Source organism: Salinarimonas sp. (assembly GCF_040111675.1).
In the GTDB taxonomy this organism is placed as follows: Bacteria; Pseudomonadota; Alphaproteobacteria; order Rhizobiales; family Beijerinckiaceae; genus Salinarimonas.
On sequence record NZ_CP157794.1, the window covers coordinates 4,226,168 to 4,249,504 of the forward strand.

At 73.3% G+C, this 23,337-nt stretch carries 13 protein-coding genes and 1 pseudogene; 9 read left to right on the plus strand and 5 right to left on the minus strand.

Features of this window, described 5'->3' with window-relative positions; translation table 11 throughout:
• Positions 1-2 precede the first annotated feature (2 nt).
• Together ABL310_RS19570 and ABL310_RS24920 are read left to right on the plus strand one after the other, a co-directional pair.
• Positions 3-10,205, plus strand: coding sequence for an amino acid adenylation domain-containing protein (locus tag ABL310_RS19570; protein ID WP_349368674.1), 10,203 nt, complete (start codon positions 3-5; stop codon positions 10,203-10,205).
• A 629-nt stretch (positions 10,206-10,834) separates the two neighbouring features.
• A pseudogene (locus ABL310_RS24920) lies at positions 10,835-11,116 on the plus strand (penicillin acylase family protein); the annotation flags it as partial.
• A 215-nt stretch (positions 11,117-11,331) separates the two neighbouring features.
• Here the strand turns inward: ABL310_RS24920 and ABL310_RS19580 are convergent.
• Positions 11,332-12,876, minus strand: coding sequence for an alpha/beta fold hydrolase (locus ABL310_RS19580; RefSeq protein WP_349368675.1), 1,545 nt, complete (start codon positions 12,874-12,876; stop codon positions 11,332-11,334).
• Positions 12,873-14,084 (minus strand): ABC transporter permease, encoded by a 1,212-nt coding sequence (locus ABL310_RS19585; RefSeq protein WP_349368676.1) that lies wholly within the window; start codon positions 14,082-14,084, stop codon positions 12,873-12,875. Before ABL310_RS19585 ends, ABL310_RS19580 begins: the two co-directional genes overlap by 4 nt.
• A gap of 85 nt (positions 14,085-14,169) precedes the next feature.
• Between ABL310_RS19585 and ABL310_RS19590 the strand changes: the two genes are divergently transcribed.
• Genes ABL310_RS19590 through ABL310_RS19610 form a run of 5 tightly spaced genes read left to right on the plus strand, consistent with a single transcriptional unit; the run spans position 14,170 to position 18,555 of the window.
• The gene (locus ABL310_RS19590) at positions 14,170-14,643 is read left to right on the plus strand and encodes a hypothetical protein (RefSeq protein WP_349368677.1); all 474 of its coding nucleotides are present in this window, start codon (positions 14,170-14,172) and stop codon (positions 14,641-14,643) included.
• 16 nt (positions 14,644-14,659) lie between these two features.
• A complete protein-coding gene (locus tag ABL310_RS19595) occupies positions 14,660-15,742 on the plus strand; it encodes a radical SAM protein (protein ID WP_349368678.1) in 1,083 nt (360 codons plus the stop codon).
• Positions 15,739-16,821 (plus strand): class I SAM-dependent methyltransferase, encoded by a 1,083-nt coding sequence (locus ABL310_RS19600; RefSeq protein ID WP_349368679.1) that lies wholly within the window; start codon positions 15,739-15,741, stop codon positions 16,819-16,821. Before ABL310_RS19595 ends, ABL310_RS19600 begins: the two co-directional genes overlap by 4 nt.
• Positions 16,814-18,112, plus strand: a complete 1,299-nt coding sequence (locus tag ABL310_RS19605; RefSeq protein ID WP_349368680.1) for an HlyD family efflux transporter periplasmic adaptor subunit — start codon at positions 16,814-16,816, stop codon at positions 18,110-18,112. Before ABL310_RS19600 ends, ABL310_RS19605 begins: the two co-directional genes overlap by 8 nt.
• Before the next feature lie 14 nt (positions 18,113-18,126).
• The gene (locus tag ABL310_RS19610; protein ID WP_349368681.1) at positions 18,127-18,555 is read left to right on the plus strand and encodes a DUF4019 domain-containing protein; all 429 of its coding nucleotides are present in this window, start codon (positions 18,127-18,129) and stop codon (positions 18,553-18,555) included.
• Between the two features lie 14 nt (positions 18,556-18,569).
• Here ABL310_RS19610 and ABL310_RS19615 read toward each other — a convergent pair whose 3' ends face one another.
• Positions 18,570-19,220 (minus strand): ABC transporter ATP-binding protein, encoded by a 651-nt coding sequence (locus ABL310_RS19615; protein WP_349368682.1) that lies wholly within the window; start codon positions 19,218-19,220, stop codon positions 18,570-18,572.
• Positions 19,221-19,248: 28 nt separating this feature from the next.
• Here ABL310_RS19615 and ABL310_RS19620 point away from each other — a divergent pair, with 28 nt between their 5' ends.
• Positions 19,249-20,889 carry an ATP-binding cassette domain-containing protein gene (locus ABL310_RS19620; protein ID WP_349368683.1) on the plus strand — a complete coding sequence of 547 codons (1,641 nt, stop codon included), beginning with the start codon at positions 19,249-19,251 and terminating at the stop codon, positions 20,887-20,889.
• Positions 20,876-21,349 (plus strand): hypothetical protein, encoded by a 474-nt coding sequence (locus tag ABL310_RS19625; protein WP_349368684.1) that lies wholly within the window; start codon positions 20,876-20,878, stop codon positions 21,347-21,349. Before ABL310_RS19620 ends, ABL310_RS19625 begins: the two co-directional genes overlap by 14 nt.
• Before the next feature lie 238 nt (positions 21,350-21,587).
• Here ABL310_RS19625 and ABL310_RS19630 read toward each other — a convergent pair whose 3' ends face one another.
• Positions 21,588-22,310, minus strand: coding sequence for an ABC transporter permease (locus ABL310_RS19630; RefSeq protein ID WP_349368685.1), 723 nt, complete (start codon positions 22,308-22,310; stop codon positions 21,588-21,590).
• Complete coding sequence (locus ABL310_RS19635) at positions 22,307-23,200, minus strand: ABC transporter ATP-binding protein (RefSeq protein WP_349368686.1); 894 nt, start codon at positions 23,198-23,200, stop codon at positions 22,307-22,309. Before ABL310_RS19635 ends, ABL310_RS19630 begins: the two co-directional genes overlap by 4 nt.
• Positions 23,201-23,337 lie beyond the last annotated feature (137 nt).

Consider the following 23,337-nt stretch of genomic DNA (forward strand, 5'->3'; position numbering starts at 1 on the left):
CAATGCCGCAGAAGCCCCGCGTCGTCGACGTACTCCCGCTCACCGCGCTGCAGGAGGGCATCCTGCTTCAATGCAATTTGACGAGCAGGAAGGAGACCTATTGCAGCCAGATCGTCACACCGGTCCCGGACGACGGCCGACCCGAGATCTGGCGGGATGTCTTCGATGCGCTCGTCGCACGCCACGAGGCCCTCCGCAGCGCCTTCCACTGGCGGCGGGTCTCGCGCCCCGTCCAGACGATCCTCTCGGACGCCCGTGTGCCATTCTCGTTCCGCGATCTCTCCGACCTCCCGCCTCCGGAGGCCGAGCGTGCGGCGCGAGCGGCGTTCCGCGAGCATCTCCAGGAGGGCTTCGACCTGACCGAGCCGCCTCTCGTCAAGCTTCGGGCAGTGCGGGTCCAGCCGGGACGCCTGCTGCTCGGGCTGATGAGCCATCATCTCGCGGTGGACGGCTGGTCGACCGACGTCCTCACGGCCGAAGCAGCCGAAGCCTTCCGCTGCCTTTCGGAAGGACGTCCGATCCGCTTCTCCGCAGCGCCGCCGCCGCTGCTGCGAGCGACCCTGCCTCTGCGTCCTCCCCCGACCGAAGCCGCGCGGAACCTCGCCCGGCATCTCGAAGGTCTGGATCTGCCCACGCCGTTTCCGTTGCCGATGCGCGCTCACGCCGAGCCGGGCGAGAAGCGGCATGTGCGTCGACGCCTGCAGGGGCCGGCTCTCGAGACGCTACGCGCGTTCTGCCGCGCTCGAGGCGTCACCTTGGCAACGCTCGTGAACGGCGTCTGGGGCCTGACGCTCGCGCGGTTCGGCTTCACGTCGTCCAGCGTTCACGGGGTCGTGACCGCCGGTCGGCAGCCCGGCGCCGAAGCCGACCGGCTGGTCGGCATGTACGTCTCGTCCTTGCCGCTCCGGATCGACGTGGAGCAGAACCGCGGCGTCGCCGACTGGCTTCGCCAGCTCCAGCGCACATTCGCTCGCATGCGCGAGTGGGACGGCGTCGGATTGGCGGATATCCGCCGAGCTATCGGCGGCCACGCCAGGGGAGAGCTCTTCCAGACCATCGTCGTCGTGCAGAATCAGCGGCGAAGCGAGCGTGGCGGAGAGGGAGCGGACTGGCTGCGAGACGGCTTCGACTCGGAGGACACCCATTATCCGCTCGTCCTGACGGTCACGCCGGGCGAGGTCTTGTCGTTGCGGCTCGTGTACGATGCGCAGCGCCTCGCTGAGCCGGATGTGGACGATCTTCTGGCCGCGTTCACGGCGCTGCTCGGGGAGGCGGCGGCGCGGCCGGAGGCGCCGGTGGGCTCGCTGGCGGTGATGCCGGAGCGGGAGCGTCGGCGCGTGGTGGAGGCGTTCAACGCCACGCGCGACGAGACGATCGAGACGGCGGTGCGGGTGGACGATCTCGTGCTGGCGCAGGCGCGGCGCAGCCCGGCGGCGACGGCGGTGCGCTGCGGGACGCGCAGCCTCGCCTATGCCGAGCTGGAAGAGGCCGCGCAGGCCCTGGCGGTGCGCCTCTCCCGGGCGGGGGTCGGCCGCGGGGCGGTGGTGGGCGTGTGCCTGGAGCGCTGCCTGGAGCTGCCAGCGGCGCTGCTCGGCATCCTGCGCGCGGGCGCCGCCTACCTGCCCCTCGACCCGGAGCTGCCGCCCGAGCGGCTGCGCTTCATGGCGCGGGACGCCGGCTGCGCGGCCGTGGTGACCACGCGCGCCCTCTCCGGGACCGCCCCCGAAGAGGCCGCCCGCCTGCTCCTCGACGAGCCGGAGAGCGATCCCCGCGCGCCCCGCCCCGCGGACGCGGGCGGCGGGCCGCTCGATCCCGCCTACGTGATCTACACGTCGGGCTCCACCGGACGCCCCAAGGGCGTCGTCGTCCCCCATGCCGGCCTGGCGAACTACCTCGCATGGGCCTGCCGGAGCTATCTCGAGGGCGCGCCGCACCGGGCGGAGGGCGCGCTCCTCCACGGCGCCTTCGCCTTCGACATGGCGGTCACGAGCCTGTTCCTGCCGCTCCTCGCCGGGCGGACCCTGTCGATCCTGCCGGCCGGAGCGGCGCTCGCCCGCCTGGAGGACGCCGCGGGGCCGCAGGGCTGGCCGGCCCTCCTCAAGCTGACCCCCTCCCATCTCGCGGCGCTGGCCGCCCATCCCGAGGCGTCCGACGGCACGGGACCCGAGATCCTCGTCGTCGGCGGCGAGGCGCTCCCCGCCGCCACGGTGCGCCAGGCGCTGGCGCGCTTCCCGCGCGCACGCCTCGTCAACGAGTACGGCCCGACCGAGACCGTCGTCGGCTGCGCGGTCTTCGAGGCGCGGGCCGACGCCGAGGACCCCGTCCCGATCGGGCGGCCGATCGCCAACATGCGCCTCTACGTGCTCGACGCGGGCGGGGAGCCGTGCCCGGTCGGGGTCGTGGGCGAGCTCCACATCGCCGGCGTGGGCCTGGCCCAGGGCTATCTCGGCCGTCCCGGACAGACCGCCGAGCGCTTCCTGCCGGACCCGTTCGGGCCCCCCGGCGGCCGCCTCTACCGCACCGGCGACCTGGCGCGCTGGCGCCGCGACGGCGCCCTCGACTATCTCGGGCGCAACGACGACCAGGTGAAGATCCGCGGCCATCGCATCGAGCTCGGCGAGGTCGAGGCCGCCCTCGCCGCCGCCCCCGGCGTGCGCGCCGCCGCCGTCGCCGCCCGCCCCGATCCCGCCGGCGCCACCCGCCTCGTCGGCTACCTCGTCGGGGAGACCGGAGCGGCCGCCCTCGACCGCGACGCCGTGCGCGACCACCTGCGCACGCGCCTGCCCCCCGCCATGATCCCCCCGATCCTCCACCCCGTCGACGCCCTCCCCCTCACGCCCAACGGAAAGCTCGACCGAAACGCCCTCCCCGAGCCCGACGACGAGCCCACCCACGGCGCCGCCGCCTTCGAGCCGCCCCTCGGCCCCGTCGAGGACACCCTCGCCGCCATCTGGCGCGACATCCTCCAGACCGACCGAATCGGACGCCACGACGACTTCTTCGCCCGCGGCGGACATTCGCTCCTGGCGATGAGGCTCGCGGCGGCGATCACGCGCGTCCTGGACGCGGATCTCCCCCTGGCCGCCCTGTTCGAGGCTCCGACGCTCGCAGACCTCGCCGAGCGGGTGGCCGCGGCGCGCGGCGCGGAGCGGCTCGCGCCGATCCTGCCCCGGCCGAGCCGCGACCCGGCGCCGCTGTCCTTCGCCCAGGAGCGGCTCTGGTTCCTCGAGCAGCTGTCGGGAGCGGGCGGCGCCTACAACGTTCCCCTCGCGCTGCGCCTGGAGGGCGCGCTCGACCGCGCGGCCCTGCGCGGCGCCATGACCGCGTTGGCGCAACGCCACGAGATCCTGCGCACGCGCTATCGCGAGGGTGGGGGGCGGCCCGTTCAGATCGTCGACCCGCAGGCCGCCATCCCCCTCGTCGAGCATGACCTGCGCAGCCTGGACGAGCCCGCGCGGGAGCGCGCGCGCATCGACGCCATGCGCCGGGAAGCCGAGACACCCTTCGACCTCACCGCCGGCCTGCCGGCGCGCGCGGCGCTGCTGCGCCTCGACGAGCAGGACCACGTCCTGCTCGTCACCCTCCATCACGTCGCATCGGACGCCTGGTCGCTGAACGTCCTGGTCCGCGAGTTCGGCGCGATCTACACGGCCCTGGCGCGCGGCGAGCCGGCCACGCTGCCCGCCCTGCCGATCCAGTACGCCGACTACGCGCTCTGGCAGCGCGAACGGCTCGACGGCCCGACGCTCCAGCGCCAGCTCGCATGGTGGACACAGCGGCTCCAGAACGCCCCCGGCCTCACCCTGCCTACGGACAGGCCCCACCCGCCACGGTTCGACCCGACCGGTGCGCGGCTGGCCTTCACCCTGCCCGAGCCCGCGACGCGCGCGCTGAAGCGGCTGGCGCACGAGGAGGGCGCCACCCTCTTCATGGCGCTGCTGAGCGGGCTCTCGGTGCTGCTCGGGCGCCATGCCGGCCAGGAGGACGTGGTGATCGGCAGCCCGGTGGCCAATCGCAGCCGGCCGGAGACGGCCGGCCTGATCGGGCCGCTCCTCAACACCCTGGCCCTGCGCACCCGCTTCAGCGGCCGCACGAGCTTCCGCGACCTGCTGCGTCGGGTCCGCCGCGAGACCCTCGACGCCTACGCCAACATGGACCTCCCCTTCGAGCAGCTGGTCGAGGCGCTGGCGCCCGAGCGCCGAACCGATCGCCATCCCGTTTTCCAGGCGATGCTCTCGCTGGAGCAGCCGAGCGAGACGCAGGCGCTGCCGGGCCTGCGCAGCCGGTTCCTGGCGCAGCCGAGGATCACCACCAAGTTCGACCTCACCCTGTTCGTGACCGACGCCGGGACGCAGCTGACGGGGCGGCTGGAATACGCCACGGCCCTGTTCGACCGTGAGACGGTGGAGCGCCTGTCGGAGGGGCTGACGGCGCTGCTCGGGGAGGCGGCGGCGCGGCCGGAGGCGCCGGTGGGCTCGCTGGCGGTGATGCCGGAGCAGGAGCGTCGGCGCGTGGTGGCGACGTTCAACGCCACGCGCGACGAGACGATCGAGACGGCGGTGCGGGTGGACGATCTCGTGCTGGCGCAGGCGCGGCGCAGCCCGGCGGCGACGGCGGTGCGCTGCGGGACGCGCAGCCTCGCCTATGCCGAGCTGGAAGAGGCCGCGCAGGCCCTGGCGGTGCGCCTCTCCCGGGCGGGGGTCGGCCGCGGGGCGGTGGTGGGCGTGTGCCTGGAGCGCTGCCTGGAGCTGCCAGCGGCGCTGCTCGGCATCCTGCGCGCGGGCGCCGCCTACCTGCCCCTCGACCCGGAGCTGCCGCCCGAGCGGCTGCGCTTCATGGCGCGGGACGCCGGCTGCGCGGCCGTGGTGACCACGCGCGCCCTCTCCGGGACCGCCCCGGAAGAGGGCGCCCGCCTGCTCCTCGACGAGCCGGAGAGCGATCCCCGCGCGCCCCGCCCCGCGGACGCGGGCGGCGGGCCGCTCGATCCCGCCTACGTGATCTACACGTCGGGCTCCACCGGACGCCCCAAGGGCGTCGTCGTCCCTCATGCCGGCGTCGTCAACCGCCTCGTCTGGATGCAGCGCCAGTACGGCCTCGGTCCCCACGACCGCGTCCTGCAGAAGACGCCCCTCGGCTTCGACGTCTCGGTATGGGAGCTCTTCGCCCCGCTGATCGCCGGCGCCGAGCTGGTGATGGCGCGCCCGGGCGGGCATCGCGACCCGGGCTACCTCGCCGAGGAGATCGCGCGCTCCGGCGTCACCGTCCTGCATTTCGTGCCCTCGATGCTGCGCCAGTACGCGGCCACGGCGCCGGCCCGCGACGGCGTGCGCCTGGTCGTCGCCTCGGGCGAGGCGCTCGGCGCCGACCAGCCCGCCGCCGCCGCGCGCTGCTTCCCGAACGCGGCCGTGCACAACCTCTACGGCCCGACGGAGGCCTCGATCGAGGTGAGCTGGTGGGCGTGCGACCCGGCTGCGACGGACCCCGTCCCGATCGGGCGGCCGATCGCCAACATGCGCCTCTACGTGCTCGACGCGGGCGGGGAGCCGTGCCCGGTCGGGGTCGTGGGCGAGCTCCACATCGCCGGCGTGGGCCTGGCCCAGGGCTATCTCGGCCGTCCCGGACAGACCGCCGAGCGCTTCCTGCCGGACCCGTTCGGGCCCCCCGGCGGCCGCCTCTACCGCACCGGCGACCTGGCGCGCTGGCGCCGCGACGGCGCCCTCGACTATCTCGGGCGCAACGACGACCAGGTGAAGATCCGCGGCCATCGCATCGAGCTCGGCGAGGTCGAGGCCGCCCTCGCCGCCGCCCCCGGCGTGCGCGCCGCCGCCGTCGCCGCCCGCCCCGATCCCGCCGGCGCCACCCGCCTCGTCGGCTACCTCGTCGGGGAGACCGGAGCGGCCGCCCTCGACCGCGACGCCGTGCGCGACCACCTGCGCACGCGCCTGCCCCCCGCCATGATCCCCCCGATCCTCCACCCCGTCGACGCCCTCCCCCTCACGCCCAACGGAAAGCTCGACCGAAACGCACTCCCCGAGCCCGACGACGAGCCCACCCACGGCGCCGCCGCCTGCGAGCCGCCCCTCGGCCCCGTCGAGGACACCCTCGCCGCCATCTGGCGCGACATCCTCCAGACCGACCGAATCGGACGCCACGACGACTTCTTCGCCCGCGGCGGACATTCGCTCCTGGCGATGAGGCTCGCGGCGGCGATCACGCGCGTCCTGGACGCGGATCTCCCCCTGGCCGCCCTGTTCGAGGCTCCGACGCTCGCGGGCCTCGCCGAGCGGGTGGCCGCGGCGCGCGGCGCGGAGCGGCTCGCGCCGATCCTGCCCCGGCCGAGCCGCGACCCGGCGCCGCTGTCCTTCGCCCAGGAGCGGCTCTGGTTCCTCGAGCAGCTGTCGGGAGCGGGCGGCGCCTACAACGTTCCCCTCGCGCTGCGCCTGGAGGGCGCGCTCGACCGCGCGGCCCTGCGCGGCGCCATGACCGCGTTGGCGCAACGCCACGAGATCCTGCGCACGCGCTATCGCGAGGGTGGGGGGCGGCCCGTTCAGATCGTCGACCCGCAGGCCGCCATCCCCCTCGTCGAGCATGACCTGCGCAGCCTGGACGAGCCCGCGCGGGAGCGCGCGCGCATCGACGCCATGCGCCGGGAAGCCGAGACACCCTTCGACCTCACCGCCGGCCTGCCGGCGCGCGCGGCGCTGCTGCGCCTCGACGAGCAGGACCACGTCCTGCTCGTCACCCTCCATCACGTCGCATCGGACGCCTGGTCGCTGAACGTCCTGGTCCGCGAGTTCGGCGCGATCTACACGGCCCTGGCGCGCGGCGAGCCGGCCACGCTGCCCGCCCTGCCGATCCAGTACGCCGACTACGCGCTCTGGCAGCGCGAACGGCTCGACGGCCCGACGCTCCAGCGCCAGCTCGCATGGTGGACACAGCGGCTCCAGAACGCCCCCGGCCTCACCCTGCCTACGGACAGGCCCCACCCGCCACGGTTCGACCCGACCGGTGCGCGGCTGGCCTTCACCCTGCCCGAGCCCGCGACGCGCGCGCTGAAGCGGCTGGCGCACGAGGAGGGCGCCACCCTCTTCATGGCGCTGCTGAGCGGGCTCTCGGTGCTGCTCGGGCGCCATGCCGGCCAGGAGGACGTGGTGATCGGCAGCCCGGTGGCCAATCGCAGCCGGCCGGAGACGGCCGGCCTGATCGGGCCGCTCCTCAACACCCTGGCCCTGCGCACCCGCTTCAGCGGCCGCACGAGCTTCCGCGACCTGCTGCGTCGGGTCCGCCGCGAGACCCTCGACGCCTACGCCAACATGGACCTCCCCTTCGAGCAGCTGGTCGAGGCGCTGGCGCCCGAGCGCCGAACCGATCGCCATCCCGTTTTCCAGGCGATGCTCTCGCTGGAGCAGCCGAGCGAGACGCAGGCGCTGCCGGGCCTGCGCAGCCGGTTCCTGGCGCAGCCGAGGATCACCACCAAGTTCGACCTCACCCTGTTCGTGACCGACGCCGGGACGCAGCTGACGGGGCGGCTGGAATACGCCACGGCCCTGTTCGACCGTGAGACGGTGGAGCGCCTGTCGGAGGGGCTGACGGCGCTGCTCGGGGAGGCGGCGGCGCGGCCGGAGGCGCCGGTGGGCTCGCTGGCGGTGATGCCGGAGCGGGAGCGTCGGCGCGTGGTGGCGACGTTCAACGCCACGCGCGACGAGACGATCGAGACGGCGGTGCGGGTGGACGATCTCGTGCTGGCGCAGGCGCGGCGCAGCCCGGCGGCGACGGCGGTGCGCTGCGGGACGCGCAGCCTCGCCTATGCCGAGCTGGAAGAGGCCGCGCAGGCCCTGGCGGTGCGCCTCTCCCGGGCGGGGGTCGGCCGCGGGGCGGTGGTGGGCGTGTGCCTGGAGCGCTGCCTGGAGCTGCCAGCGGCGCTGCTCGGCATCCTGCGCGCGGGCGCCGCCTACCTGCCCCTCGACCCGGAGCTGCCGCCCGAGCGGCTGCGCTTCATGGCGCGGGACGCCGGCTGCGCGGCCGTGGTGACCACGCGCGCCCTCTCCGGGACCGCCCCCGAAGAGGCCGCCCGCCTGCTCCTCGACGAGCCGGAGAGCGATCCCCGCGCGCCCCGCCCCGCGGACGCGGGCGGCGGGCCGCTCGATCCCGCCTACGTGATCTACACGTCGGGCTCCACCGGACGCCCCAAGGGCGTCGTCGTCCCCCATGCCGGCCTGGCGAACTACCTCGCATGGGCCTGCCGGAGCTATCTCGAGGGCGCGCCGCACCGGGCGGAGGGCGCGCTCCTCCACGGCGCCTTCGCCTTCGACATGGCGGTCACGAGCCTGTTCCTGCCGCTGCTCGCCGGGCGGACCCTGTCGATCCTGCCGGCCGGAGCGGCGCTCGCCCGCCTGGAGGACGCCGCGGGGCCGCAGGGCTGGCCGGCCCTCCTCAAGCTGACCCCCTCCCATCTCGCGGCGCTGGCCGCCCATCCCGCGGCGTCCGACGGCACGGGACCCGAGATCCTCGTCGTCGGCGGCGAGGCGCTCCCCGCCGCCACCGTGCGCCAGGCGCTGGCGCGTTTCCCGCGCGCACGCCTCGTCAACGAGTACGGCCCGACCGAGACCGTCGTCGGCTGCGCGGTCTTCGAGGCGCGGGCCGACGCCGAGGACCCCGTCCCGATCGGGCGGCCGATCGCCAACATGCGCCTCTACGTGCTCGACGCGGGCGGGGAGCCGTGCCCGGTCGGGGTCGTGGGCGAGCTCCACATCGCCGGCGTGGGCCTGGCCCAGGGCTATCTCGGCCGTCCCGGACAGACCGCCGAGCGCTTCCTGCCGGACCCGTTCGGGCCCCCCGGCGGCCGCCTCTACCGCACCGGCGACCTGGCGCGCTGGCGCCGCGACGGCGCCCTCGACTATCTCGGGCGCAACGACGACCAGGTGAAGATCCGCGGCCATCGCATCGAGCTCGGCGAGGTCGAGGCCGCCCTCGCCGCCGCCCCCGGCGTGCGCGCCGCCGCCGTCGCCGCCCGCCCCGATCCCGCCGGCGCCACCCGCCTCGTCGGCTACCTCGTCGGGGAGACCGGAGCGGCCGCCCTCGACCGCGACGCCGTGCGCGACCACCTGCGCACGCGCCTGCCCCCCGCCATGATCCCCCCGATCCTCCACCCCGTCGACGCCCTCCCCCTCACGCCCAACGGAAAGCTCGACCGAAACGCACTCCCCGAGCCCGACGACGAGCCCACCCACGGCGCCGCCGCCTTCGAACCGCCCCTCGGCCCCGTCGAGGACACCCTCGCCGCCATCTGGCGCGACATCCTCCAGACCGACCGAATCGGACGCCACGACGACTTCTTCGCCCGCGGCGGACATTCGCTGATTCTGATCGCGATCAGCCGCCGAGTGCGCGAGGCTTTCGGCGTCGATCTCACGATCCGCTCGATCTACGAGAATCCGACGATCGCCACCCTCGCCGCGCTCGTCGGCGGGGAGGCCCGGCCACCGGCGGGATCCGCCCGACTCGTCAGCCATGCCGGGGCGAGGCCGACACGGCATGTCTTCTGCCTTCCGCCGATGAGCGGCACGCCTCACGCCTATGCGCATCTCGCCGAGAAGCTCGGGCCCGACACCGCCTTGCATTGCTTCCGGGCTCTCGGGCTCGACGAGGGCACCGTCCCGCACGGCTCCGTCGACGATCTCGTCGACGACTATGTGGACCTCATGCGATCCGTGCAGCCGGACGGACCGTACACGCTCATCGGCTGGTCGTTCGGCGCCGCGGTCGCGCATGCGGTCGCAGCGCGGCTCCTGTCGACGGGGCGCATCGTGGACGGTTTGTTCCTGCTCGATCCGCCGAGCCTCGGCGACATTTCCATCGACCGCCGGCAGCTGCGTCGCGACTTCGACACCGTCGTCGCGCGTCACAGATCCGTCCTCTACGGTTCGGGGGGCGAGCTGGTCCTCGGCGACGCCCTCGACCGCCATTTCCTGGTCTATGCCGCGAACCTGGAGATCCTGCGGACGCTGTCTCCCGAGCGGTTGGACACCGACGCGTTCGTGTTCACCGCCAGCGGCACGGCTCGGAGCGAGCGCAATCGCGCGCTTCTGCGCGAGTGCGCAGCCCGCGTCGAGATGGTCGAGGTCATGTGCGACCACTTCACGATGCTCACGTCGCCGGCGCTCGACGTCGTGGCGCGAGCCATACGCCGGCGGCTCGATCTCTGAAGCCGGGATCGGGCGACAGGCACGCGACGAGGGTCGTGGAAGGGAACGGCAACGACGGGAGCCGCTCTTCCACACGTCCTCACGACGCGCGAGATTCTTGCTGTCGCGCTGCTTCCGAAGCGTTTCGCGGCGCTCCGTCCGCGCAGCGGCAGCAGCCGCATGCCGACGGCTTGTGAAGATCTGGAATACGCAATTCACACGATAGACGCAGCCTGGTGCGAGTCGAGCGGACGCGCCGGGCGGACCCGCTGTCGGTGTACTTCGCCAATTACGGATCGCTGCTCTCGCTGCCGCTCTTCCTCGCGTACTGCGCGATGAACGCCGTGCTGTTCGCGGGACTCTACTTTCTCTACGCCGCGCTCCCTCCGGTCCTGATCGGGGAGTTCGGCGTCGCGCCGTCCTTGTACGGACCGCTGACCCTGGCCTCGTCGCTCGGGATGCTCGTCGGCTCGACCTTCTCGAACCGCACGGCGGAGCGCGTCGGCCGATCCGCACCGCCTTCACTCGCTTCCGTCCCTGAGGCTCGTCGTTCCTCTCACGGGTCCCGGGATCGACGTCGTAGGAGCGGGCGAGCCGGCGGTGCCCGGCGTGTCGTTCGGGCACAACGGCGCCGTCGCCTTCGGCGGCACGATCTTTCCGGCGGACCAGGAGGACGTCGTCGTCTGCGAGCGAACGCCGGGCGACGAGACCGCCTATCTCGAGGCTGGCCGGGCGCTCCAGGACAATCGGGAGACCCGCGAGACCGCCGCTACGACGATCTCGCACCCGTCTACGGCGCCGGAGGCGTCGTCCCGCTCCCATTCACGCCGGCCGCCGTCGAGGCCGCCGTCGAGACGACGTTTCGCCTGCCGCCGGAGGCGAGACGCTCGACGCCCTCCTCGCGGCGTACCCGACCTGGACGGCGGAACTGACGGGCCGGTCGGGGCAAGGCTCGCGTTTGATCAGGGGAGAGGGATCGCCGAATTTTCGGGCGAACGCGCTTCGCCGGCTCCCTCACGCCGCCGGCGCTCGACGTCGTGGCGCGCGCCATACGCCGGCGGCTCGATCTCCGAAGCCGGGATCGGGCGACAGGCCAGGAGCTCCGGGGCGGCTCTCGCATGCGGTCGGCATGCGCGATCGGGACGCATCACCGGCACGCGAGCTCTTGGAGCGCGCGCGCGATCCGCACGATGGTGCGGTTCGGGATCCGGCGCCTGCGGTCGAAGTATCGCGCGAACTCGCCATAGCCGGCTCCGCCCGCCAGGCGCAGCAGATGATTGTGCCCTTCGAGACGCAGCAGCGTCGTGGGACGGCCACGCGCCGCCGCGGTCGTCCTCAGCGCCTCGATGTCCGCCTCGAACACCTGGAAATCGCTCGTCGGGTGCACGAGGAGGAGCGGCTGGGCGGATGCGGCCACGAGCTCGGCCGGATTCAGGGCCAGCATGTCGGCCGTCAGGCGCCGCTTGCGAAGGAGCAGCCCGGCCGCGCTCTCCCGCTCCTCGGGCGTCGTGTCCTCGCCGAGCAGAATGCGCCGCATCGTGTCCTGGTCCGCCGCCAGTCGCCGCCGCGACACGGATGACAGCGCCATGTGACCGGCGACGCCGTCCAGCTGCTGCCTGACGACCTCGGAGACCGGCCGTCCGGGCGTGGCGATCAGCGCGATCGCATCCACGTCGGCCCGGCGTGCGGCGACGGCCAGCGCGAGGAGCCCGCCGAAGCTGTGGCCGACCAGAAGCGTCGGCGCCTGCGTCGTCTGCCCATGGAGGGCATCGAGCGCCGCGCAGGCGTCGGCGACGACGGCGTCGAAGCCGAGGGCGTCGACGCTCTGCGGCGTCTCCAGCCCCCCGTACCGGTCGAAACGCAGGCTTGCGAGACCATGCGCGGCGAGCCCGTCGAGCAGGACGTCGTAGCCGATGAGGAGATCTCCCGAGCGGCCGTGCCGATCGTGCATGCCGCTGCCGCCGAGGAAGAGCGCCCGCGCGAAGGGCGGTCGCTCGCGCGGCAGAGCCAGGGTGCAGTCGAGACGCTTTTCCCCGCCGGCGTCGAGCACGCCGTCGCGGCGCTCGACGGCGCCGGCTCCGACGGCGGGGCGCGGCGCCGTGCGCTGCGGCTCGCCGCGCACCTCGGCGGCGCCGAGCCGCTCCACGTCCCAGGCGGGACGCCGGCCGAAGCGCACGCGCTCGAAGCGCATCTCCTGGATGCGGGTGATCAACGTCTCGATCCGGCCCTGCGCTCCGCACAGGAGCGTGTCTCCGGTCGAGCACGACCAGCCCCGCGCATCGCGCCGGAAGCGAATCGGAAAGGTGACGGCCGGATCGCACGCGAAGGCGTCGAGGCTCACGCCCTCGTCGGCCCGGGCGAGGCGGGGCTCCACCCAGAGCGCGAGCGCGCCGACCATGTTGGGCTCGAGCACGAGGTCGACGGCGCCGATCTCCGCCTGCGTCAGCGCGAAGGCGTTGCCCAGGCTGTCGGCGCAGACGAAGGCGACGGGCCGCCCGTCCGGGTCGAGCGTGGTCCTGCTGCAGCGGCGGTAGCCGCGTTGCGCGAGCGTCGCGTTCGCAAACAGCTCGAGCCAGGACGTCAGCACGGTATCGGACGCCTGCGTCGAGATCGCGGCGAGCGAACGGCCGGCGCGCTCGCCCTTGACCAGAAAGTCGAAGGCGGCTCGGGCCTCCTGGGGCGCGGCGCTCATGCCGCTCTCCTTCTCGCGCCGCGCGCGCCTTCGCGCACCAGGTACAGCGCCACGGCCGCGGCGGCGAGCAGCGATGGAAGAGCGGAACCGACGACGGCGAGCGTCACGGCTTCCAGCGACAGGGTCCCGGGCAGGTCCATCGCCGCGGCGAGCGAGGGCGCCGCGATCAGGCCCATGGTCCAGCCGACCGCCGCGCCGAGGACATAGAGGATCGCAGCCTCGACGAACGCCACGGCGCCGACGACCAGGCTCCCCGCCCCGAGATACCGCAGAACCGCCAGCTGCCCACGCCGGGCGAGCGCGGCGGATCCCACGGCCGCTGCGAACGCCACCGTTCCGACCCCCGCCAGCACGAGCACGAGCACGCCGTGGAACGTCGCGTGCGCACCCGCCACGGCGCTCGCGGCCTCGGCGACCTGGCTCGCGTCGGCCACGTCGAGCGGGCGCCTGGGATCGTCCGGCGCGAGCTTGGCCTCGACCGCCGCGCGCGTGGCCGGGAGACCTCCGGCAGGCGCTCGGACGATGATCGCCGAGACCGCATCCGGCGGCGCGCCGGGTGGAGCCCCGAGCCGCGCCGACGCAGCGCTTCGTCCGACGAGGATGGCCTCGTCGAGCGCCTCCCCGCCGACGAGGCCGCGCCGCTCGAGGATGCCGACCACCGAGAACGGGCGTCCGCCGATCACGAACGGCGCGGGAAGCGGCGCTCCGGTCAGGCCGAGCCGGTCGGCGACGCCGGCGCCGAGGAGCGCGGCCGGCGCCGCGTCGCGCAGCTCCCGCGCCGTCAGGCTGCGTCCTCTCGCTACGGTCACGTCCTGGACCGCGAGGTAGCCGGCGTCGACCCCCAGGATCGGCCCGAACCAGCCGTGTGCGCCGGCTCGCGCGTGAGCCGCGATCCGCAGGTAGGAGCCGACGGAGGCGGCGAAGCGGCGATCGGTGGCGAGCGCCGCCACCTCGACGGCCGTCAGCGTCGGCGGCGCGCCGGGCTCGAGGGACGCCTGACGCACGACCAGGATGTCGGCCCCGACGCGCGCCAGCTGCCCGTCGATCCGGTTCGCGGTCCCGACGCCGACGGTGAGGACGAGCGCCACGGCGAAGGTCGTCGCGGCGACCGCGAGGGCGACCAGCAGGCTGCCCGGCCAGGCGTGGACCAGCGCCCGCGCGGCGAGGGTCGGGGCGATCCAGATTGGACTTGTTCTAAACGGGAGCAAAAATTGCCTTCTACGCAGATTCCAACTTGAAGTCATACCAAGCTCGTGCATTGTATTCCTAACAACTCAGAGGGGCACGATGGACATGGCCGACCGATCCTCGTACAGTGAAATGCATCTCCTGATGCACGTCAAGGCGTCGATACAGCTCGACGCGCGGGCTCGCGATCCTCTTTCCGACCAGGAAATCGTCGCGGTCATCCATACCGACGAGATCGCCGCGCGCGCGTACGAACGGCTCGACGAGGCCGGGCGTCGGCATCTGCTGGCGACCTTGCGCGACTGGTCGGAGAGGTCGGCGATGGACGCCCCCGGCTCGGGCGAGCTGGAGACGCTGCTGGCGTCCTGCGAGAGCTGCCATGGGGGCGGCGCTGGCGCGGTCGCCATGGTGAACGTCAACGCGACCGTGAACGTCAACGTCGGCGTGAACGTCAACGCGGCCGTGAACGCCGCGGCGATCGCCAACGTCGTCGTGCTCGGCGCCGCCTTCCCGGACGAGGACGCGGACGGCGAGGACGAGCTGGAGCGCCTTCGCAAGGCGCTCGCGAGCTACAGCTGAAGCGGCGGGGCCGGAGATGAGGAGCAGCCTGCCCGTCACGGCCGTCACGATGCTGACGACCAACACGTGCACCGCCGCCTGCGCTCATTGCTGCATGAAATCGTCGCCCGACCGCCGGGGCGCGCTCACGGCGGAGGTCATGCGCTCCGTCGTCGCGCGTCTCCACGAGGCCGGCGATCTGTCGACGGTGATCTTCGCCGGGGGCGAGCCGACAATGCTGAAGGGCGCGCTCGAGGAGGCGATCCGCTTCGCCGCCGAGCTCGGGCTGAACACGCGGGTGGTGACCAACGCGTCCTGGGCGACGACCGAGGAGCGCGCCTTCGCCCGCCTGTCGCGCCTGCGGGCCGCCGGCCTCGCGGAGCTCAACATCAGCGCGGACGACTTCCATCTTCCGGACGTTCCCTTCGAGCGCGTCGAGAACGCCTGGAGGGCCGCCAAGCGGCTCGACTTCCGGGCGGTGGTGATCGCCAACTGCTCCGGGCCCGACAGCCTGGTGACGCCGGACTGGATCATGGAGCGCCTCGGCGAGGAGCTGCCGCTGCGCTTCGACGACGACGGCGAGAGCGCACCGCTGCCGGACGAGCCCGGGACCCATTTCGGCGTCTCCAACGCGCGCCTGCAGAGACTGCGCGAGGACGTCGACGTCGGGGCCGTCCACGTCGAGCTCGACGAGGCCGCGCTCAACCGACCCTGCCCCTTCGCGGGCCGCTCGATCGCGATCGGCCCCGATGCGTCCCTGCTCGCCTGCTGCGGCTTCGAGGTCGCCGCGGACAGCCCGCTCCATTTCGGCGACGCCGCGCAAACGGACGTGGTCGACCTGCTGCGCCGGGCCTACGACGACCTTCTGGTCAACGCTGTCGCCGAGCTGGGCCCCTACTTCCTGATGCGCTTCGCGCAAGCCAAGGATCCCTCGCTCGTCTTCAAGCCCGCTTACGGAGGCATCTGCGAGATCTGCTTCGACGTGACGTCGCGTCGGGAGGTGCTCGACGTGCTCGACGCCCATCGGGAGGAGCTCGCCGGATATCTCTACAGGCGCGTTCGCACCTACTCGGGCGCGCCCGACCCGTCGGCGCGGGAGACTGCGGACACGCCCTCATGAGCGATCTGCCTGGCGACGTGCTCCGGCGGATGCGACGCGAGCTGGAGCGGATCGGCTACTTCGCGGTCGTCTCGTCGCTCTACCCGGTCGCCGTCTACGACCGCCCCGAACCGCTGCGGCCGAGCATCAGCGACCCGATGCTGTCCTCGACGGTGGCGCTCTTCCACGGCGGCGCGCGCGTCCCGGCCGAGCGGCTGCCGAGCGCGCTCGTCCCGGTGCTGCAGGATCTCGCGGCGGCCGGCGTCCTGGTCGATCGAAACGAGGCGGGCTTCTCGATCGCGCCGCTGATGCTCAGCCGTACGCTCGGGATCGCGCTGTTTCACGAGCGGCCCTCGCCGAGAACGCGGGTCTACTTCGGCAACGAGTCGATCGCGCTGGGGCTTCGGCTCGAGCCGCGCCACGGCGACGCGGTGCTCGACCTCTGCGCCGGGCCCGGCTTCCAGAGCCTCGTCGCCGCACGGACGGCGCGCCGCGTGGTCGCGGTGGAGATCAACCCGGTCGCCGCCTCCGTGCTGTCCTGCAACGCCGCGCTCAACGGCCTCGACGACATCGTCGTCCGATGTACCGATCTCGCCTCCTTCGAGGACGAGGACCGGTTCGATCTCGTCGTCGCCAATCCGCCGCTCGTCCCCGTTCCGGCCGGCACGCCCTTTCCGTTCGTCGGCGACGGCGGTCCGGACGGATTGGACGTGACGCGCGTCATCCTCTCGCGGCTGGATCGCTGGATGGCGCCCGAGAGCCGCCTGCAGCTGATCGGCTTCGGGTTTCCCTGGATCGACGGGGAGCGCCTGCCGAGCGCCCTCGGGCGGCTCGCCTCCGTCGATCTCGACCTGCTCGTCACCGTCAGCGGCGTCTTCGCCTACAAGCCGGGCGCGCCGGCCTTCGAGATGATGGTCGAGAGCATCGCGGGCTACGGCGGCGTCGACGCCACCGAGGCGCGCGAGCGCGTGGGCGCACACGCCGAGCAGCAGGACCTGCGACTGCTGCTGAGCTTCGTCGCGCGCGGGGAGCGCGCCGCGAGCCGGCGCATCCGCACCGTCGATTTCGGGCGCACCCCGTTCGGAGGCTGGTATGCCTAGCCGCGGCGCCGTCTTCTCCGGCGTCGGGATACTCGTGCTCGCCTTCGTCCTCGTGGTCCCGCGCTCGACGCCCGCGCCGACGGCGCGGGTGGCGACCGAGACGCTCCCCGCCGGCGATGCGGCGGCGACGTCGCGCACGGCGCTCGTCGCCGCCAGCTGGGGCGAGCCGTTCCGCGCCACCGGCCGGATCGCACCGATCGCGGAGATCGTCGTCGGCAGCGAGATCAGCGGCAAGGTCGCGGAGGTCCGCGTCGAGCCGGGCGACGTCGTCGAGGCCGGCGCCGTCCTCGCCCTGCTCGACGACCGGGAGGCGCGTGCGCTGCTCGATCGTGCCCGCGCCGGCCTCCGCGAGGCGCAGGCGGAGGCCGCGCGCCGCGACGTCGAACGGAGACGGCTCGCATCCGAGCGTGCTCGCGCCGCGCTCGCGACGGCGCAGGCCGTCGTGGCGAAGGAGATCGCGAGCCTGAGAGCGGAAGAAGCCGCCGTGGCGCGAGCGCGGCTGCGCGTGCTGCATGACCGATCGGTCGTCCCCTCCGAACGCCTCGACGACGCCGCCCGCACGAGCCGCATCGCGGTCGCGGAGGAGGAAGCGGCACGCCTGCGACTGAGCGCGGCGCGCGAGAGCGAGGCGATCGCCGAGCTCGCCGTCGAGGCGGCCGCCGCGGCGGTCGAGGCGGGCCGGCAGGCCGTCGCGGCGCGCGCCGTCGAGGTCGCGCTCGCCGAGATCGGGCTCGAGCGTACCCGAATCCGGGCTCCGGTCTCGGGCGTGGTTCTCGGTCGGCGGATCGAGCCCGGGCTCGTCCTCAACGCCCAGACGAACGTTCCGGAGCTCTTCGTTCTCGCCCCCGACCCGTCGCGCCTGCGCGTCGTCGCGCAGGTGAGCGAGGTCGACGTGACGCGGATCGGGCCGGGAGTCCGCGCCACCTTCACCACCGCCGCGGCGCCCGACGAGCGGATCGCTCTGGGGCGGCTCTCGGCGAGCCCCTATCCGACACCGGACGAGCGCTCCGTCGTCTACGAGGTCTCGGCCGAGATCCTGGCGGGCGCGCACCGGTTGCTGCCCGGGATGACCGCCGTCGTCGAGTTCGAGCCCTCGCACGACGCCGCGCTCGAGGTCCCCAGCGCAGCCTTGAGAACGACGGGCGACGGACGGCACGTGGTGGACGTGCGCCGCGGCGCCGAGACGGTGGCGCAGCCCGTGGAGATCGTGGGGATCGTGGGCGACCGGGCGCAGGTGCGCGCGGAGAACCTCGCAGCCGGCGACGAGCTGCGTCTCCCCGCCCCACGCTGACGGGGAATGCTCCGATGAGAAACCCCTTCCTTCGCACGATCTCCCTCGTCGTCGCGCTGCTCCTCGCCCAGGAGACGCGCGCGTTCGAGACATGCGTGGACCTGCCGACGCTGGTCGGCGTCTTCGCCGCCTTCGACAACGGCGACGGCTCCGGCCTCTACGAGCGCGCCGGGAGCACGCGCTTCCGCGAGGCGATGCCACGCGCCACCTGGGTCCGCCAGATGCGGGCGTTCAGAGCCCGCGTCGGCGGAACCGCGACACGGCGAACGTTGATCGGATCCGAGCTGATCGAGGGCGGCGCCGAGGGCGCGGCATGCGTCGTCCGCTTCGAGGCGCGCTACACGTTCGGCTCCATCATCGAAGTGTGGTCCTTCGAGCGCGAGAACGGCGCCTGGCGCATGGCGGGCCTGTGGCTCAGCGATTTCTCGCCGCACCTGCGATGACGGCGCCGCGGGCCTCATCTCTCGAGGGCGATCCGACGGTCGGCGGCCGCCGCCACGGCGGGATCGTGGGTCGCGACGAGCACCGCCGCGCCCGCATCCGCGGCGCAGCGGAGGAGCGCGATGCAGGAGACCTTCGCGGCGCTGTCCAGGGACGCCGTCGGCTCGTCCGCGAGCACGAGCCGCGGCGCGCACACGAGCGCGCGGGCGATCGCCACGCGCTGACGCTGCCCGGTCGAGAGCTGGTCCGGCGCGCGGGTCGCGAGATCGCCGAGCCCGACCGTCTCGAGGAGCCGCTCCGCGGCCTCCCGGCGCTGCCGATACGGCGCTGCGCGCAGCCGCAGCGGAAGCGCGACGTTCTCCCAGGCCGACAGGTAGGGAACGAGGCGGTGCTCCTGGAAGACGAAGCCGATGACGTCACCGTGAAGGCGGTCGATCTCGCGCTGCGAGAAGGATTCGGTCGGCCGCCCCTGCAGCGTGTATCGCCCGCGATCATGGCGCAGGAGCAGCCCCAGGATCGCGAGCAGCGTCGTCTTGCCCGACCCGCTCGGGCCCGTGAGGGCGACGGTCTCGCCGGCGTTCAACCGCAGCGAAAGACCGTCCAGCACGGGAGACCCCTGCGGGCCGCCGAACGAGAAGGAGAGATCGTCCACGCTGACCACCTGCATGCGACACTCCTCGAGGTGGGGGCAGGCCGTGCATGACGATGCCAGATACGCCGTCGCGCGCAAGTGGCTGATCGCGATGCTTCGCGCCCAGAGCCTGTGGATCGCCGCCGTCGTGGCCGTCGGGATCCTCGGCGCGATGGCCGGCGTCGCCGGCATCGCGGCGCTTCATCGCTTCATCGACGCCATCGCCTCGGGCGCCACGGACGCCGCGATGACCTACCTCGGGGGATTCGCCGTCGCGGCGTTCGCCGGGCTCGCGCTCGCCCGCGTGCGGCTGACCCTGAGGATCGCGCTCGACAGGCGGCTGACCGGCGTCGCGTCCAGCGATCTCCTCTCGATCCTCTTCGGCGGGTCGGCTCGCGACGGCGACCACCTTCAGACGGGGGCGGTCGTCGCCCGGCTCCAGGAATGCGGGCGCGTCCTGAGCCAGGCGACCGAGGTGGCGGTGCGCGGGTCGTCCGAGCTCCTCTTCTTTCTTCTCGCGATCGGCTACGCCTTCGTGACGAGCGTTCCGCTCACCCTCGTCGCGCTCGGCTCCTTTCCGATCGCCTACGGCGTGGCGCGTCTCGGCACCCGCTTCGTGACCCGGCCGAACGAGGCGCTCCTCGCCGCCCAGGAGACCTACAACACGGGGCTCATCTCGGGGCTGGAGACGCGTCTCGACGCGCGCTCCTGGGGGCTCGCCGCGCCCGTTCGCGACGGCCTGATCGAACGGCTCCGGACGGTCGTCGATGCGGGCGCCCGCGTACGCCGCATCTCGGGCGACCTGCGCCTCGCGACGACGGGCGTCCAACGCGGCGCGGAGATCCTCGTCCTCCTCGTCGGCACCTTCGAGGTGGCCCGCGGGGCGCTGACGCCGGGCGGGCTGCTCGCCTTCTTCTTCCTCCTCGTACGCATCGGCAATCCGCTGACCATGCTCGCGGGGCTGTCGGAAGCGTGGCGGCAGACCGGGATCGTCCTCGTCCGAGTCGGCGCCCTCCTCGCCGAGCCGACGCCCGACGCCCCTGGCCCGTCACTCGTCGCGCTCGGCCCGGGGGAGATCGCCGCGACGCGGCCCGACGGCCGCGTCCTCGCCCATTTGCGCCCGGGCGACCGCGTGAAGGTGACCGGGCCCGTGGGCGTCGGCAAGAGCTCGCTGCTTCACGTGCTCGCCGGGCGCGCCGGCCCGATGCCCGGCGTGCGTGCGCTGGGGCCGGGCATCGGCGGCGACGACATCGTGCATCTCGGGCCCCGTCCCTTCCTGTTCGCGGCATCGCTGCTCGACAACCTGCGCGGCGGCGCCCGCGCGGCGACCGCGGGCGATGTCAGGACGACGGCGGCGGCCATGGGTCTCGAGAGCGTGCTGGCGTCCCGCTGGGATGCCCTCGCCGATCCCCTGGACCCCGCCGTCCCATGCCTCTCCGCGGGCGAGGCGCAGGCCGTCGCGCTCGTGCGGCTCGCGCTGTCCGGCAAGCGCGTGGCGATCCTGGACGAGGCGACCTGCCACCTCGAGCCCGACGCGGAGGCGCGCGCGCTCGACTGGCTCGCCCGCCGCGACGATGCGGACATTCTGGTCGTAGCCGGTCATCGGCTCGATACGCTAGACGTCTTCACGCGAACGATCGCTCTCGGACGCTCCGATCGCGATCGCTGCGTGCCGGAAGGGGGAACGGATCATGCTCGAACGTAGGTCGCCAGCCATTCTCGCGGCGATCGTCGCGGCCATGCTGGCGATGTCGGCGGTCGCGCTCGTGCGGCTGGGCCCGGGCGCGCCGATCGCCATGCATTTCGGCCTGGACGGCGAGCCGACCTGGCGGGCGCCGGCGGCGATCGGCCTGCTGGTGCTGCCTCTCGGCGTCGTCCTGATCGCGATCGTCGGGCGACGGCCGTCACGAGGCCTGTCGCCCGCCGCGAACGCCGCGATCCTCGTCCTCGTCGCTCTCGCGCTTCTCGGCGGTCATGCGGTCGTCGTGCTGTCGGCGCTGGGCGTGGAGCTCGATCCCGTTCGGATCGGCAGCGCGCTGAGCGGATCCGTCCTGATCGGCGTCGTCGCCGCGAGACGATGGAGCGGAGGGGGGGCCGGCGTTGGCGTGGACGCCGCGCTGGCGCTGGCGGGCGTCGCGCTCCTGGGCTTCGCCGCATCGACGTGAGCGGCCCGACGCCGTCCCGTGGGAGCCCGGTCCGACGTCCAGCCAACTCGCAGTCGCCGCCGGCGGCACGGTGGCGGCCCGGTGGCGGCATGGCGCGCCTCGGAGAGGCAGCCTCGTCCCCGAAGCGGAGGGATGCGGCGCGGGAGGATGCTGCAGCCGCCCACGAGATCGCGGACCCGCCGGACAGCGAGACGACGGCGCGCCATGCCGGACGCGTGATCGCACCGCCCCTGCCGTCTCAGAGCCTCCGGCGGAGCTGCACGAAGCTCGCCAGCAGCACGGCGGCCAGCGTCCATGCCAGCAACAGGACGACGAACGACCACTCGAAGGGGTCCCCGCTCACGGCGGCCCAGCTCAATTCCCCCATCGCGCGAGTGGGCGTCCATTCCGACACCGCCGCGATCGCCGACGGCATCACCATCGGCGGGACCCAGAGCCCCCCGAGATACGCCAGCGGCAGATAGACGAGATTGGCCAGCGGCACCGCCGCCCGCGCGGATGCGACGGTCCCGAGCGCGATGCCCAGCAGCGTCGCGGGGACGACGGAGACCAGGCACACCAGGGCGAGGCGAGCCCATGCGGTCGCATCCAGCCGGATCGCGTTCAGCACCAGCGCCATCGCCACGACCAGCGCGACCGCCAGTGCGGTGATCATCACCGCCGCGACGATCCGCGCGCTCCATTGCGCGGTCAGGCTGCGCGGCAGGCTGCGTTGCCAGGCTTCGAACGGGCTCTCGCGGTCCTGGGCGATGCTGACGCCGAACTGAAAGAAGCCGACGCCGACCACGGCATAGACGCAGAAGGACGCCATCGCATTGGCGGCCCATTGCGTCCCGCCGCTCTGCGCCCCGAAGAAGGTGTAGAGCATGGCCGGAAAGAGAATGGTCGGGACCCAGAAGCCGGGCTGGCGGAAGAGCACGCGCAGGGTCAGCAGGCATTCGGCCCAGAACTGCGAGATCATGCGGTGCGCTCCTCCCGGCGGATGCGGTCGATGAGGTCGTTGAGCTTCATGGGCTCGATCGTCAGGCCCTCGAACGGGACGGCCTCGGCGGTCAGCCGCCGCGCGATGGCGTCGCTGTCCGCGCTGTCGCAGCGCCAGAAGCGCCCGTGCCGCGTGGCCCGCAACCAGTCCGGCGGCGCGACGTCGTCGGGCAGGGCGAAGCTGACATGGTTGACCGAGGTCCGCCTGCGGATGTCGTCCAGCTCGCCCGAGAGGACGGTTTCTCCCTTGTCGATCAACGTGATGGAGGTGCAGATCGCCTCGACCTCGTCCCAGTGGTGCGAGCACAGGACCACGCTGCCGCCATCCTTCACATAAGCCCGCATCACGCTGCGAAAGGCCTCTTGCGCATCGGTGTCCAGCCCTGTCGTCGGCTCGTCGAGAAAGACGAGCTTCGGCGCGCCGACGAAGGCCAAGGCGAGCGAGACGCGGCGAATCTCGCCCCCCGAGAAGCCGGCGACACGCCGGTCGATCAGCTTCTCCAGCCCGAACATCGCCACCAGATCGTCGATCCGCGGGCGTACGCCGTAGCGGGCGCCGGCATAGTCCAGAAGCTCGCGCGGCGACACCTGCTCGGGAAACCCGGCCGCCTGGGGCGTGGCCCCCACCAGCGCGCGGGCCGCGGGGCTGCCGACGGGGTGACCGAAGATCAGCGCCTCACCCCTGTCGGGGGAGATCAGGCCCAGCAGCATTCTCAGCGTCGTCGATTTTCCCGCCCCGTTCGGACCGAGCAACCCGAGCGCCTGCCCCGGCGCCACCGCCACGTCGACCCGCGAGACGGCCTGGACGACGCCGAACCGCTTGGACAGACCTTCGGCACGGATCGCGTGAGCTGTCGCATTTTCCGCCATGTGCATAGCATCCCGATCGGGTGTCAGACGTTGTGCCTGTCTCATTTTTCATGTACCGTCAAGCCGTCCTCGAGCAAGGAGCCTGTGCGCCGCGCCTCGGTCCGTCATCGGCCGATCGCGCCGATCGTCTGGAAGGG